Raw genomic sequence first — 15,050 nt, 5'->3', positions numbered from 1 at the left:
CATCACCCCACCATTTGATTTAATTCAATAATCGGCATCATCACTGCCAACACAATCATTAACACCACGCCGCCCATCGCAAGAATCAGCAGCGGCTCCAGCAAACTCGTTAAAAATAGGGTACGGCGCTCAAGCTCAGCGGCTTCGCCACTCGCTGCACGCTCAAGCATCGCAGTCAAATCGCCAGTCGCTTCACCAGCGCGGATTAAATGGACCAGCACCGGGGCAAAGGTATGTGTGCCAGCCAGTGCGCGCGAGAGAGAAGTGCCTTCACGCACCCGCACCGTTGCCTGGTCAATATTTTGACGCATGGCAACATTGTTAAGTGTCTCGCCGGCGGCCTGCAGCGCCCGTAAAATAGGCACTCCAGCTGCGGTCAAGATGGCTAGCGTACTGGCAAAACGTACGGTGTTATAACCACGCACGAGTTTGCCGAGCAACGGCACATCCAACAGCCAACGATGAAAGGTCAGCCGAGGGCCTGGCTGGCGTAAAATACGTCTTAGCAGCCAGCTTATCAGCCCCCCTGTTATCAGCATACCCCACCAGCCCTGCTTAACGAAATTGGACAACGCCAGCATCGCCACCGTTAATAACGGTAGTTGCTGTTTAGTACTGGAGAACACGCTCACGACCTGCGGCACCACATAACTTAGTAAAAACGCGACAATGCCAAAAGCGACTAGCGTTACAATCGCTGGATAAGTAAAGGCCAATTGAATTTTTTGCCGTAACGTATTGCGTTGTTCAATATAGTCCGCAAGGCGCGCCAACACGATATCGAGCTTGCCAGTTTGCTCGCCGGCGGAAACCAGGGCACGATAAATATCCGGAAAATCATGCGGGTGTATGCTCAAGGCACCTGCCAGCGACTGCCCACTCAACACTTCAGCCCGAATCGCCGCGACCAATTCACGCACATAATCACGCTCTGCTTGCTCAGCCAGCACGCCGAGAATTTCATCGAGCGGCAAACCGGCGGTCAATAGGCTGGCAAGCTGGCGCGTGAAGATCGCTTGCTCGCGCTGCGATAAACGGCGCCCGAAGGCAAGCCGCTCATGGCGCGCACTGCGCGTGCGGCTGCCGGCTGACTCAACCAAAAGCGGGGTAAGCGCCTGCAAACGCAACTGGCTGCGAGCAGCTCGCGCACTATCCGCCTCCAGCACACCGCGCTGTGTTTTGCCAGATGAGTCAATGGCTTCAAAGCGAAACGCCGACATTGGCAGACTACCTTATATCTTGATGGATTGAACGATTTTTAATGCTGTTGCACTATTCGCCGGTAACACGGATCACCTCTTCAAGCGAAGTCACGCCTGCCGCTAGCCAGCGTTGCGCATCTTCACGCAAGGTGCGCATCCCATTAGCCCGCCCCGCTGCTAGCAATTCAACGTCGGCGACTTGCTGGTGAATCAGTGTGCGGATTGCATCATTGAGTACGAGCAGTTCGTAGACGCCACGCCGGCCTTGGTAACCCGATTGGCCACATTGTTCACAGCCAGATGCATGCCAACCATCAGCGCGTTCAAGCCGGCAAGTGGGGCATAAGCAGCGCACCAGCCGTTGCGCCAGCACGCCTAGCAAGCTGGAAGCGAGTAAATAGGGCTCAACGCCCATATCCGTTAGCCGGGTGACAGCTGAGGCAGCATCATTGGTGTGTAGCGTAGCCAGCACTAAATGTCCGGTCAACGAGGCCTGCACAGCGATCTGCGCTGTCTCAAGGTCTCGAATTTCGCCAATCATGATAATGTCAGGGTCTTGCCGTAAGATCGAGCGGAGGGCACGCGCAAAATTCATGCCAATCCGTTCATTAACCTGCGTTTGACCAATCCCAGACAGATCGTACTCAATCGGATCTTCAACTGTCATGATATTGGTGCTAGCGGTCTCAAGCCGCGATAGCGCCGCATATAAAGTGGTTGTTTTGCCTGAGCCGGTTGGACCCGTGACCAACACAATGCCATGCGGATGGGCGATTAATTTATCGAATTGCACTTGCGTCGCGGCGGCCATGCCAAGCGTATCGAGATTCAGCCGTTGCGCATCTTTCTCAAGCAAACGCAATACAGCGCGCTCACCATGCCCAGTCGGCAGTGTCGAAACCCGCACATCGACGGGCCGCCCGGCAACCCGCAAGGTAATGCGACCATCTTGCGGCAACCGTTTTTCGGCAATATCAAGCTGCGCCATAATCTTAATGCGAGAAATCAACGCGCCATGCAATGCTTTTTGCGGGCGCACTATATCGCGCAGGGTACCATCGATGCGAAACCGCACAACGGATGCTTTCTCAAAAGGTTCAATATGAATATCCGAGGCCCCTTCTCGCGCGGCTTGCGTAAATAGGGCATTGATCATGCGGATAATCGGCGCATCATCTTCCGATTCAAGCAGGTCCTCAACCTCAGGGATATCTTGCATCAGCCGAGATAAATCGACCTCGCCTTCGACCTCACCCACGACTTGTGCCGCGCTTCCATCCTGCAGCGCATAAGCACGGTTAATGGCTTGCACCAACTCGTCGGCCGCCACACGCACAAGGCGCAAGGCGCCAAATTGACGTGCCACCTCAGCCAATGAGCTCGCTAGCGTGCGCTCGCTAATCCAAACTTCAAGGCTGTCACTATGTTGATGCGCTGCCAAAATTTGACCTGCCCGAGCGAAACCATAGGGTATCATCCGCGCCACCAAAGACGACGGGGCTTCGCGGGAAAACCCTGGTTGCACATTGGCTTGTGTAGCTAATTGCTGATCCACACTTCTATCCCAATCTGTTTATCGCACTGGATTTGCGAAACTTTTTCAGGTTTCGCCGGGGCGTGTGACCGAATATCTGAGACTGTCACGGCCGCGCCCCAGCCTCATCCATGCCTGGTAAATCATTGAGCCAGCGAGCGTTAGGCGGCACGCCTAAGGCAGAAGAATCCTCCGGTTGGTGAGCCGATGGGGGAACGCTTCGTTGTTGGGGGCTAAGCGCGGGAGCCGCGACGCCCCCCTCGCTAAGTGGCAACGGCGCGCCTGGCATCACGGGCGTATTTTGATCACGCACAAGCCAATTATCCGTGCCAAAATTTGTCGTCTGGGCGCGCATATAGTCATAACGATCAAGCGAGACACGTTGCGCATCTTGTGCATTGCGAATGATCACCGGGCGTAGAAATACCATCAGGTTTGTCTTTTCGCGCCTTTTACCTTCATAGCGAAAGAGGGATCCAAGCAGAGGTATATCGCCAAGCACAGGCACTTTAGAATTGCCATCGCTATATTTATCTTGCAATAGCCCCCCCAGCACGATGATCTGGCCATCATCCGCCAGGACGGTCGATTGGATTGCTCGCTTATTCAGCGTCACCCCACCTGAACTATCCTGGGAATTAGCGACCACGCCAGAGTCTTCCTGATAAATCTGCAGCTGAATCACCCCCCCTTCAGTGATTTTAGGCTTCACATGTAGCGTCACGCCCACATCTTGCCGCTCAAAAGTCTGGAAAGGCGTAATGGCTTGATTCGCCCCAGCCGTTTGCGAATATGCGCCAGTCAAAATAGGCACATTCTGCCCGACTACAATTCTCGCTTCTTCATTATCAAGAGTGACCATCGTAGGCGTAGAGAGCACATTCGTGTTGCCGAGCGAATTAAGCGCTTGTAACAACCCACCCAATCCTAAAAATTTGCCATAGTTGCGCAGATAACCAATATTCAACCCTTCTGCTGGATAAACCAGCGACGCACGCGGATCTTTTGCCGCCATGTAAGGACTGGTTGCCAGCTTGACAATATTGGTCCCGGGATCTTTGTCCATGGTGTAATTAGCGCCGCCAAATAAGGCATTCGCTCCACCCATATTCAACACAGCCTGCCATTGAATCCCAAAGCGGGCCATATCGCCTGATGAAACCTCGACAATCAATGATTCTATATACACTTGAGCGCGGCGTGTATCGAGTTGATCAATCACTCTACGCAAATTCCGATAAACCGGCTCTGAGGCGGTGATAACGAGTGAATTAGTCGCGGCATTGGCCTGAATCATGCCGCTGGCTGAACCCGTGTCGCTGCTATTGCTCGCGCCACCGCTGGCTGAACTACCGAATGGATTACTCAATGAGCTTGCCTGGGCGCCAGACTGACTGCGCGCAGCACGACTGCCTCTGCCCGTTGGCAAAGGAGGCATGCCAGGTATGCCGGTGGAGCCGCTTGCCATACCGCCCAACCCGCCACCACTCGAATTAAATGAATTCAGCGCACTATTGGCAGTTGAGGTAGCGCCCCCTTTTTCACCCAATATGCCACGCAAAGTTTGAGCAAGCTCGACTGCATCGGCATTGCGCAGTGGCACCACATGAATATTGCCAAGCTCTTGCGTAGGTAAATCAAGTTTTGCGATCAGTTGTTTTGCTGCTTTCATCCGTGCTTGGCTAGAAGCGCGCAAAATCAACGAATTGGTGCGCGAATCTGCTAGCACTGACATTTTCAGAGTGGCGTCGGCGCTGCCAACTGGACCCGGATCTAATATTTTTTGTAATTGTGCAGCAAGGTCAAGTGCATTGGCATTTTTCAGTGGCACCACTTCGATATTGCGGCCAATCGCTGTATCGACTCCGGCGATGATCCTTGCAATACGTCGAACATTATCGGCGTAGTCGGTCACGACTAGCGTGTTATTTGCTGGATACGCAGTAATTGTATTATTGGCGGAAATCAGCGGACGCAATACAGGCACCAAGCTACTCGCCGCTTCGTGGCGTAGCTGAAAGACTTGCGTGATGACCTGGTCGCCTTTTGCCTGCGGTGTATTGCCGATAAAAACGGGCACGCCTTGCTGCTTCGCATCGGCTTCCGGCACGACTTTTAGCACACCATGATCCTGCACCAAGGCAAAACCCTGCATACGCAGCGCCGATTGCAACGTTTTCAGGGCTTGCGCCGCACTTACAGAGCGCTCGGACACCAAGTTAAGTTGCCCCTTAATGCGCGGGTCAACAATGATGGTTTGATTCGTGGCCGCCCCGATCGCTTTAGCAACCTGATCAATTTCCGCGTTCACAAAATTCAGCGTAACTTGCGCCCGCGCAGGCTGAATCACGAGCCATGCAGCAAAAAGAACATAAATTAGATAACGCATTACAATACAATTTCTCAGATAATTTCGTTCATATAGGCTACGGTATGCATCGATGCGACAAACTGCAAAGTAGCCTATTATTATGCTATTAATTCCAGTTCAGCGCCAAAAACCGGGTACCGGAATGCTAAAGCCGATTATTTACTCACTCATTTTTATTGGCACGTATACTACATTGCCAGCGCACGCCGATTGTTTTGACGACGCAGCGCGTTACCAACATGTGAATCCAATCATTCTACGCGCCATTGCCTGGCAAGAATCGCGCAATCGTCCTAACGCCATGCGCAAAAACGATAATGGCTCAACCGATTACGGCTTGATGCAAATTAATTCAATCCATCTTTTAGCGCTATCTGGATATGGCATTTCATCTAACACTTTGATGGAACCTTGCGCCAGCGTTTATATTGCGGCTTGGCATTTGCGCCAAAAGATGAATAAACACGGTAATACTTGGCAAGCAATTGGCGCTTATCATTCTGAAACGCCGGTGCATCGCGACAAATATTCGAGCCAAATTATTAAAATTCTGGCTCGCTGGGGCATCACCTCCCCGCCGCGTTGAATGCCGACTAAAAAAACTTTTAATAAAACACCGCGAACGAATACTAAAAGACCCGCTTGCAGCGGGTCTAACGTACCAAAATACTTTACTTCTTTGCCTTGCCATTAACCGCTTCTTTAAATGCTTTACCGGCGGTGAATTTAACTGTATTGGTTGCGGCGATTTTGATTTTCTCACCGGTTTTTGGATTACGCCCTTCACGCGCTGCGCGCTTGCCCGAAGAAAATTTACCAAAACCGACTAATTCGACCGAGTCTCCTTTCGCTACCGTTTTTTTAACTAATTCCACATAGGTGCTCAAGATTTCGCCGATGGAGACTTTGCTGGCCTCCGTTTTTGAGGCAATAGCATCGATCAATTCTTGCTTATTCATAAAATTCCTTTCACAGTTGAGTTAAAACAGACAGCATATCGCCCAGCGCAGAAATACTGACGATAGCGCCACTGCATCGCATTTTTTTGCGACAACAGCGTCAACGTAACATAGCATGCTCCGGCGTAAGGCGCCACAAACCTAGTGCTGGGGCGGCTTTAAAACAGTTTACAAGCGCCGCCACAAAACGGGTACAGTGTATCAAGCCGCATCTCAATCTTGCCGCAAACCATTGCCAATAAAAGGCAAACGTTGGTTTTTGCCAACGTTTTCTGCGGTTTTTTGTTTAACAAGCCACTTTCAGACCACAAAAATCAGAGAATTTGGGCGCAAAAGCTACGCTAAACGAGCACTTAACACTCAGACCTCACCTTAAAATGCCTATTATCCCGGCCCCACTCACATTACTTGAAGACGGCACGCCCTATTCAACTGCATTTTCCGATATTTATCACAGCGCAGCAGGTGGGCTTGCGCAAGCGCAGCATGTATTTATCGCGGGCAATGCGCTTCCCGCCCGCTGGGCGGAGCAACAGATTTTCTCGATTGTTGAAACAGGCTTTGGCACTGGCGCCAACTTTCTCGCAACGTGGGCGGCCTGGCGCGACGATCCTGCGCGTTGCGCTCGCTTGCATTTTGTCTCGATTGAAAAACATCCGTTTACGCGCGAGGATTTACATACGCTGTATAGGCGCCCTATTTTCTCTACGCTCGCACCACTTGCTAAGCAGTTGTGTGAGGCATGGCCTATTTTGACAGCAGGGTTGCATCGTTTAGAGTTTGAGGGCGGGCGTGTCATCCTAACCTTGGCTTTGGGAGATATTAGCGATTTACTGCCACAGCTATGGTTGCGCGCCGATGCATTTTATCTGGATGGTTTTACCCCTGCAAAAAACCCAGAGATGTGGAACGCATCTATTTTCAAAGCGCTTGCCCGCCTCGCAACCCAAAACGCAACACTCGCCACCTATACGACTGCAGGCGCTGTACTTCAAGGGCTTGCTGCAGCAGGTTTTGAAGTCCATAAGGCGCAAGGCTTTTGGATGAAGCGCAAAATGTTAATTGGCCGTTTCACGCCTCGCTGGCGTGTCCGGCGGCATGAGCCGCCCACCGCCTATGCTGTACCTGAACGGCATGCGCTTGTGATTGGCGCCGGTTTCGCCGGCTGCGCACTCACTGAGCGGCTAGCAGCACGCGGCTGGCATGTTTCATTAATTGAGCAAGGCAAAACATGCGCAACCGGCGCCTCCGGCAATCCTGTCAGCGTGTTTCATCCTTTCATTTCACGCGATGACAATACCGCGGCCCGCGCCTCGCGCGCAGGTTTTCTGTATGCGTTGCAGCGCTGGCAAGCGCTTAGCCATATAGAGAAGTTTATCTGGCGCGCCACCGGCCTAGTACAAATGGCGCCGGACAAGGCCGCCTTCGATGCAATGCGAGCAACCCTCGATCATTTAGCGTATCCAAAAGAAATGGTGAGTTCTGTCACCCGCGCTGAAGCCAGCGCGCTAGCGGGGCTTGAGCTGGCGCAAGGTGGCTGGCATTTCCCTAAAGGGGGTTGGCTCAACCCCGCGTCACTATGCCAGGCGCAACTGATAGCGGCGGACACGGCGGTTACGCGATATTTCGGCAAGCGAATCAAGCAACTCGTTTATCGTGAAAATCTCTGGCACGCTTTGGACGAAACTGGCCGCAGCATCGTCGCCGCACCCGTCGCCATCTTAGCGAATGCAAACGATGCCGCCCGCCTTGCCGGTTTACGTTATGCGCCAACCCATTGCATACGCGGTCAATTAACGGTACTGCCAACACCAGCGAGCGACGCCAGCGATACCGCCCAGGCGGCGGCGTCTACCACGGCCATCGTCCCACCCTCTACGAGTTTACATCTGCCCGTCACTGGCAATGGCTACTTAGCCCCTTTAACCTCAAACAGTATGCTAACCGGCGCTAGTTATGATTTCGATGACCCCAATCTCACGCCATCTATCGAGAGTCATCAACACAACCTCAACCAATTAGCGCGGCTTGCACCATCGCTAGCCGGCTGTTTTGATCCATATAAACTGGCCGGACATGTTGCCTTCCGGTGCGTTGCCAGTGACCGCATGCCATTCATCGGCGCTTTAGCCGATGAAGCTACGACTCAAATACATACCTCTCAATTTATCAGTGCTCATTTACTAGACATGCCACGCGCACCCGGTTTATTTGGCGCATTTGCATATGGCTCTCGTGGCTTACTGTGGGCCACGCTTGGTGCAGAGTTGATTGCCTCGCAACTTGATGGCGAGCCTATGCCGATTGAACGCTCACTCATCGACGCGCTCGATCCAGCACGTTTTTTACTACGCTCTTTACGCAAGCAAAGCTAGGGTTATAAAATCAGCCTCGAGCCCAACACGATACACTACACCTATAATTAAAAGCATGATGAATACTGGCAAGATGAAACTTTCAAACGAATGGATTACGCGCAGTCAGCGCGCCGTCTGGCACCCCTGCACGCAAATGAAGCACCATGAGCAACTACCACTGGTACCTCTGGCACGTGGCGCAGGTGCATGGTTATACGACGTTGATGGACAGCGCTATCTTGATGCCATTAGCTCATGGTGGGTCAATCTGTTTGGCCATACCAATGCGCACATCAATGATGCGATCAAAGCGCAACTTGATACCCTTGAGCATGCCATGCTGGCAGGTTGCACCCACGCGCCCGCAATTGAATTGGCAGAGCGCTTATCGGCTCTCACAGGAGGCGTGCTGGGTCATGCATTTTTTGCCTCTGATGGAGCATCCGCCGTCGAAATTGCGCTGAAGATGAGTTTTCATTATTGGCGTAATACCATGCGCCCAAGCAAACAGGAGTTTGTCTGCATCGCCAATGGCTATCATGGTGAAACCATCGGCGCACTTGGCGTCACTGACGTGGCACTCTTTAAGACTGCATATGATCCTCTTTTGCGGCACGCTCATGTTGCCCCTTCACCCGACGCACGTCAAGCTCGCGCGGGTGAATCAGCCGCTGATGTCGCTCGGCGTAGCATTGCTGCCATAACTGAATTACTAGAAGCGCGGCACACTCATATAGCGGCAATCATCATTGAACCGCTCGTGCAATGCGCCGCGGGAATGGCCATGCATGACCCATGCTTTATCGCGGAATTACGGACTCTATGCGACCGCTATGAAGTGCATTTGATTGCCGATGAAATTGCCGTCGGATGCGGGCGCACCGGCACTTTCTTTGCTTATGAACAAGCTTCCATCCAACCTGATTTTTTGTGCTTATCAAAAGGCATTAGTGGAGGCTATTTGCCGCTATCCGCGGTCTTAACACGTGAGGCAATTTATGCTGCATTTTATGACGATGACACCGCCCGTGGTTTTTTGCACTCACATTCGTACACCGGCAATCCGCTCGCATGTCGAGCCGCCCTTGCTACACTTGATTTGTTTGAGACAGAGGATGTGCTGACGCGTAATCACTCAAAATCAGAGACTCTTGCCGGCCTTTTGGAACCACTAGCCGCCAACCCGCAAGTGCGCCATCTACGCCGCTGTGGAACAATTATTGCGTTTGATGTAATACCCAAAACCGTTACTACGGATAAGGCTCTTGATAAGAATTCAAACAAAACGTCTACGCCACCGGTGACTTTTGCACGTCGTTTCTTTGAGCGTGCCTTGCACAACGAGCTTCTGCTACGTCCAATCGGCAACACGGTATATCTTATGCCACCGTATATTTTATCTAGCGAGGAAATCACCTTGCTGGCCGCACGTACCTGCGCCACGCTAGAGCAAGTGCTCGCTGAACAGGCCTAAAAATGGAATCCCTGACGACCCTTTTAACCAATCTACAGGACCTTGATGCACAGGCTTTGCGCCGCCAGCGACGCTGCACTGAAACAGGCTGTGCCACGCATATGCAGGTTGATGGGCGGACTATGGTCAACTTTGCAAGCAATGATTATTTAGGACTGGCCAGTCATCCTAAGTTGATTGCGGCTTTTGTCGAGGGCGCCGCGCGTTATGGCGTAGGCAGCGGCGGCTCACATTTGTTGGGAGGACATTCACGAGCCCATGCCGCGCTTGAAGATGAACTTGCAGCCTTCGCCGGTGGATTTATTGATAGGCCGCGCGCACTCTATTTTTGCACCGGCTATATGGCCAATCTTGCTACGCTGTCTGCGCTCGCAAGCCCAGCCAAAAATTCACCTGAACCGACGGCAACCATTTTTTCAGACGCCCTTAATCACGCTTCATTAATCGATGGGGCACGCCTCTCGCGGGCTAATGTACAAATCTACCCACACGTAGATACGAGCGCCCTTGAAACTTTATTAAGCGCTTGCAAAACTCCGTTGAAGCTGATTGTGACAGATGCTCTTTTCAGTATGGATGGAGATATTGCACCGCTTGATCAGCTGCTTGCTTTGGCTGAAAAATATCATGCTTGGCTGGTGGTAGACGATGCCCATGGCTTTGGCGTACTGGGCAGCAATGGCGCCGGAACAGTATCAGCATTTGGGCTACGCTCACCGCGCCTGGTTTATGTTGCCACGCTCGGTAAAGCAGCCGGCGTAGCGGGCGCTTTTGTGATTGCGCACGACACTGTGATTGAATGGCTGATACAACGTGCACGGCCCTATATTTTCACCACCGCCTCACCGCCAGCTGTCGCTCACGCGGCGTCTGCTAGCCTGACTCTGATTGCCAGCAACGAAGGGCAAACCAGACGCCGACAGCTGCAACAGCGGATCACGCAAACACGCACGTTATTACAGAACACCGATTGGCAATCAATCGATTCTATAACCGCGATCCAACCATTGATTATCGGTGAGAATGCACCGACCCTTACCCTCGCCGCGCAGCTTGACGCAAAAGGACTATGGGTACCTGCCATCCGCCCCCCCACGGTCGCACCAGGTGCGTCAAGATTACGCATTTCATTGTCGGCGAATCACTCGCCGGCCGACCTTGAGCAACTCAGCGCTGCATTACTGGCCCCTGAAATTTGATGAATCTATCCTATTCTTTTTTTGTTACCGGCACCGATACTGAGATTGGCAAAACGCTTACCTCGGCCGCATTACTGAGTGCCTTCGGCGCTCGCGGTCTACGCACAGCCGCCATGAAGCCAATTGCAGCAGGTGCAGAATACCGCAATGGCGTTTGGCATAATGAAGATGCTGATTTTCTTGCGCACGCAGCAAACGTTACCTTGCCGCGTACCTTGACCACGCCTTACCTATGCAAAGAAGCCTGTGCCCCGCATCTCGCCGCCAGGCAAGAAGGAATCCGCTTCGATATCGAGCAGATCAGACAATGTTATGCTACAGTAGCTCAAGCAGCTGATTGCGTTGTGGTCGAGGGCGTAGGTGGCTTTCGAGTACCGCTTGATGACCATTATGATACCGCCGATCTTGCTTGCGCGTTAAAACTGCCGGTAGTGCTCGTGGTGGGTTTACGTCTTGGTTGTTTAAATCACGCATTATTGAGTGCCGCGGCGATTTGTGCGAGCGGGCTCACATTCGTTGGCTGGGTCGCCAATCAAATTGATCCGACTATGCGTTACCTTGATGAAAACGTTGCTACACTGCGCATGCGTTTTGAGCAGCAGTACAACGCGCCACTATTAGGTAAAATTCCGTATTTGGAATCTCCGTCGGCTGCGGCCGCCGCACTTCATTTAAATATTGATCCACTGCTCGCGCTCTGCGCTAAGCGCCTTTGATAGAGGGAAAAATGACACAAGCGACTTGTGCGGAGCACACTGCTCCATCCACGGCCCTGACGCCTTTAGCTTGCGCGACTAATGAGGCTAACGCAGCTCCTTGGAAAATCGCCGACATCCTTGCGCTATATGAGTTACCGTTCAATGATTTGTTGTTTCGCGCCCAACAAACCCATCGCGCTCATTTCGATGCAAACGTCGTGCAATTGTCCACTTTGCTCTCCATCAAAACCGGTGGCTGCCCAGAGGATTGCGCGTATTGCCCGCAATCTTCACACTATGATACTGGCGTTGACGCCGATAAATTAATGCCCCTTGATGAAGTGCTAGCGGCAGCACAGGCGGCTAAAGCACATGGCGCCACCCGCTTTTGCATGGGCGCGGCCTGGCGCAGCCCCAAAGAGCGACATCTGGCACCTGTGATGGAGATGATTCGCGGGGTTAAAGCTCTAGGGCTTGAGACTTGCGTCACTCTAGGCATGCTCGAAGAAACGCAAGCGCAAGCGCTTAAAGACGCGGGCCTTGATTATTACAACCACAACTTGGATACCTCCCCTGAGTTTTATGGGCAGATCATCAGCACTCGCACCTACCAAGAGCGGCTGAATACGCTTGAGCATGTGCGCGAAGCGGGGATTAACGTGTGTTGTGGCGGCATCGTCGGCCTAGGTGAGTCACGCCGCGAACGGGCAGGGCTGATTGCCCAGCTCGCTAATTTAGACCCTTATCCAGAATCAGTACCGATTAATAATCTCGTGCAAGTTGAAGGCACGCCGTTAGCCGGCACTGAGCCGCTAGATCCATTTGAATTTGTGCGCACGATTGCAGTAGCACGCCTCACCATGCCACGCGCGATGGTGCGCTTGTCGGCCGGCCGCGAACAGATGGATTCGGCGTTACAAGCGCTATGTTTTTTCGCTGGTGCAAATTCAATTTTTTACGGCGAAAAACTGTTAACCACGGCAAACCCACAAGCAGAAGCCGACCGCGCTCTACTCACACGGCTAGGGATGCGTGCTGATGCAGACTGTGCAGCTTGATCATGCTCTCGCTAGCAACTCGTTAAGCCGCGCCGGCAAGGATGGAAATTTAATCTTCAGCGTAAGGTCAGCATCCGTTGGGGCGTTTGCAGATAACCTCTAAAAAATAAGGTTGTGCCGGGTGTGTAAAGTACGCGTTCTTTCCAGCAAATACATCAATCACGCTGTGCCGTGATTCCTCAAAAGCGGAAATGTAATGGCTCTACCCTCAGTTTTGCAAAACCTCGTTCTGCCTGTTATTGCAGCACCAATGTTCACCGTTAGCTACCCAGAATTGGTGCTTGCACAATGCCAAGCTGGCATTGTGGGGGCTTTTCCGGCATTAAATGCGCGGCCTGCTGGCTTGCTTGATACTTGGCTTACGAGCATTGAGCAAGCGCTTGATAGTTACCGGACGTCGCACCCCAACGCGTGTATTGGCCCACTTGCGGTCAATCAGATTGTGCACAGCACAAATGAGCGACTTGAACACGATGTGCGGGTTTGCGTTGAACATCGGGTGCCCATTTTTATCACGAGCTTGCGCGAGCCAATTAAAGAGCTCATAGACGCAGTCCATGCCTACGGCGGCATTGTATTACATGACGTAATCAGTATCCGGCATGCGCACAAAGCACTAGAAGCTGGGGTTGATGGTTTGATTTTGGTAGCAGCAGGTGCAGGTGGCCATGCCGGCACTTTGTCACCCTTTGCATTAGTCGGCGAGGTACGGCGCTTTTTTGAGGGGCCACTTGTCCTTTCTGGCGCGATCACCACGGGCCAAGCTATTTTTGCAACCCAAGCCATGGGCGCCGATTTTGCTTATATTGGCACCCGCTTTATCGCCACGCAGGAAGCCAATGCATGCCATCAATATAAAAATGCGCTGATTGAGGCGAATGCAGCCGATATTATTTACACCAATATTTTTACCGGTGTGCACGGCAACTATATTCGGCAAAGCATTCTTAATGCTGGATTAAACCCAGATCAATTGCCCGCTGCGGACAAATCAAAGATGGTTTTTGACAACCACCAGGCCAAAGCGTGGCGAGATATTTGGGGAGCAGGTCAAGGAGTCGGACTGATAGAGAATAGCCCTTCTGTAGTAGAGCTCGTGACACGCTTAAAAGACGAATACAATCAAGCTCGAAGACAATTTAACTTCCCTCTATGATGCGCCCAAAGTTTCTACCAGATTTTCTCACCGTATCTATCCTCAGCGCAGTTGTTCTGGCTAATGTACTGCCATGCCAGGGTGAAGCGGCCATGGCTTTTGGTTGGGCTGCGAATATCGCGATTAGTATCCTGTTTTTCATGCATGGCGCCAAATTGCCACGCGCAACATTACTAGCAGGCGCCGCCCATTGGCGCTTGCATCTGCTGATTTTCAGTTGCACCTTTATTATTTTTCCATTGCTTAGCTTAACGCTCAAGCCCATTCTCTCACCGCTGGTTACGCCAGCTTTATATACGGGGGTTTTGTTTCTATGTATGCTGCCCTCTACCGTACAGGCATCGATTACCTTCACTTCAATCGCAAAGGGTAATGTAGCCGCTGCGATATGTTCCGCCCCGGCCTCAAATCTGATCGGCATTCTTATCACACCGTTACTTGCCAGCTTACTGCTTAGCCAACAGGGGTTCAGCAATACTTTATGGCTGTCTGCCGTGAAGCAAATCACATTGCTTTTGCTGGTGCCTTTTATCATCGGCCAAATTACCCGCCCCTGGCTCAGTGCATGTTTTGAACGTAATACGCGTATTCTGAAATTGATTGAACAATGCGCGATTCCGCTGGTTGCTTATACTGCTTTTAGCGAGGCGGTGGTACAAGGTTTGTGGCTGCAGGTTCCACCACGCTCACTCGTGGGTCTGATCATTGTGAATGGAGTACTGATAGCACTAGCACTGATCATCACCAAATCTCTGAGCAAGCTTGCTGGTTTTAACCAAGCTGACCAGATTGCCGTTATATTTTGCGGATCACAAAGAAGCTTGGCCTCAGGGATTGCCGTTGCACAAATCGTTTTTGCCGGTTATGCAGTAGGTGTCGCCATCCTGCCCTTAATGTTGTTTCATCCAATGCAGTTAATGGTAGGCTCTTTACTGGCGCAGCGCTACCGTGCACGTGCCATGCGCTATAACGCTGACCCCGATGGCAAACCGATAATACGCCGTCCAGGAACGTCCACAAAATAAAAACCCACATTGCGCGT

General features: G+C 52.1%; 12 protein-coding genes. 8 read left to right on the top strand and 4 right to left on the bottom strand.

What is annotated here, in order from left to right; translation table 11 throughout:
• Positions 1 to 2: 2 nt before the first annotated feature.
• The 3 genes from gspF to gspD all read right to left on the bottom strand — a co-directional run bounded on the left by gspF (position 3) and on the right by gspD (position 5,125).
• Entirely contained in the window at positions 3 to 1,220 is a 1,218-nt protein-coding gene (gene gspF, locus KMZ15_RS00265; RefSeq protein WP_223692941.1) for a type II secretion system inner membrane protein GspF, read from the bottom strand.
• Between the two features lie 52 nt (positions 1,221 to 1,272).
• A complete protein-coding gene (gspE, locus tag KMZ15_RS00260; RefSeq protein ID WP_308710654.1) occupies positions 1,273 to 2,727 on the bottom strand; it encodes a type II secretion system ATPase GspE in 1,455 nt (484 codons plus the stop codon).
• A gap of 115 nt (positions 2,728 to 2,842) precedes the next feature.
• Positions 2,843 to 5,125: a type II secretion system secretin GspD gene (gspD, locus tag KMZ15_RS00255; protein WP_223692936.1), complete on the bottom strand. Its 2,283-nt coding sequence runs from the start codon at positions 5,123 to 5,125 to the stop codon at positions 2,843 to 2,845.
• A 124-nt stretch (positions 5,126 to 5,249) separates the two neighbouring features.
• Here gspD and KMZ15_RS00250 point away from each other — a divergent pair, with 124 nt between their 5' ends.
• On the top strand, positions 5,250 to 5,693 hold the full coding sequence (locus tag KMZ15_RS00250; protein WP_223694829.1) for a lytic transglycosylase domain-containing protein: 444 nt from the start codon (positions 5,250 to 5,252) through the stop codon (positions 5,691 to 5,693).
• Between the two features lie 85 nt (positions 5,694 to 5,778).
• Here the strand turns inward: KMZ15_RS00250 and KMZ15_RS00245 are convergent, their stop codons facing one another.
• A complete protein-coding gene (locus KMZ15_RS00245; RefSeq protein ID WP_223692934.1) occupies positions 5,779 to 6,066 on the bottom strand; it encodes an HU family DNA-binding protein in 288 nt (95 codons plus the stop codon).
• A gap of 377 nt (positions 6,067 to 6,443) precedes the next feature.
• Here KMZ15_RS00245 and mnmC point away from each other — a divergent pair, with 377 nt between their 5' ends.
• The 7 genes from mnmC (at position 6,444) to KMZ15_RS00210 (ending at position 15,033) form a co-directional block, all read left to right on the top strand.
• Positions 6,444 to 8,441 carry a bifunctional tRNA (5-methylaminomethyl-2-thiouridine)(34)-methyltransferase MnmD/FAD-dependent 5-carboxymethylaminomethyl-2-thiouridine(34) oxidoreductase MnmC gene (gene mnmC, locus KMZ15_RS00240; protein ID WP_223692931.1) on the top strand — a complete coding sequence of 666 codons (1,998 nt, stop codon included), beginning with the start codon at positions 6,444 to 6,446 and terminating at the stop codon, positions 8,439 to 8,441.
• Between the two features lie 58 nt (positions 8,442 to 8,499).
• A complete protein-coding gene (gene bioA / locus KMZ15_RS00235; RefSeq protein ID WP_223694827.1) occupies positions 8,500 to 9,897 on the top strand; it encodes an adenosylmethionine--8-amino-7-oxononanoate transaminase in 1,398 nt (465 codons plus the stop codon).
• A gap of 2 nt (positions 9,898 to 9,899) precedes the next feature.
• Positions 9,900 to 11,096 (top strand): 8-amino-7-oxononanoate synthase, encoded by a 1,197-nt coding sequence (gene bioF, locus KMZ15_RS00230; protein ID WP_223692929.1) that lies wholly within the window; start codon positions 9,900 to 9,902, stop codon positions 11,094 to 11,096.
• Positions 11,096 to 11,812: a dethiobiotin synthase gene (bioD, locus tag KMZ15_RS00225; protein WP_223692927.1), complete on the top strand. Its 717-nt coding sequence runs from the start codon at positions 11,096 to 11,098 to the stop codon at positions 11,810 to 11,812. Before bioF ends, bioD begins: the two co-directional genes overlap by 1 nt.
• An 11-nt stretch (positions 11,813 to 11,823) precedes the next feature.
• On the top strand, positions 11,824 to 12,852 hold the full coding sequence (gene bioB / locus KMZ15_RS00220) for a biotin synthase BioB (RefSeq protein ID WP_223692925.1): 1,029 nt from the start codon (positions 11,824 to 11,826) through the stop codon (positions 12,850 to 12,852).
• A gap of 196 nt (positions 12,853 to 13,048) precedes the next feature.
• Positions 13,049 to 14,008: a nitronate monooxygenase family protein gene (locus tag KMZ15_RS00215; protein WP_223692923.1), complete on the top strand. Its 960-nt coding sequence runs from the start codon at positions 13,049 to 13,051 to the stop codon at positions 14,006 to 14,008.
• Positions 14,005 to 15,033 (top strand): bile acid:sodium symporter family protein, encoded by a 1,029-nt coding sequence (locus KMZ15_RS00210; RefSeq protein ID WP_223692921.1) that lies wholly within the window; start codon positions 14,005 to 14,007, stop codon positions 15,031 to 15,033. Before KMZ15_RS00215 ends, KMZ15_RS00210 begins: the two co-directional genes overlap by 4 nt.
• Positions 15,034 to 15,050 lie beyond the last annotated feature (17 nt).

Origin of the sequence: Mycoavidus sp. HKI (genome assembly GCF_020023735.2) — a bacterium.
GTDB lineage: Bacteria > Pseudomonadota > Gammaproteobacteria > Burkholderiales > Burkholderiaceae > Mycoavidus.
Note: the sequence above shows the minus strand (reverse complement) of the source record. Positions and strands in the feature narration are given on the sequence as shown.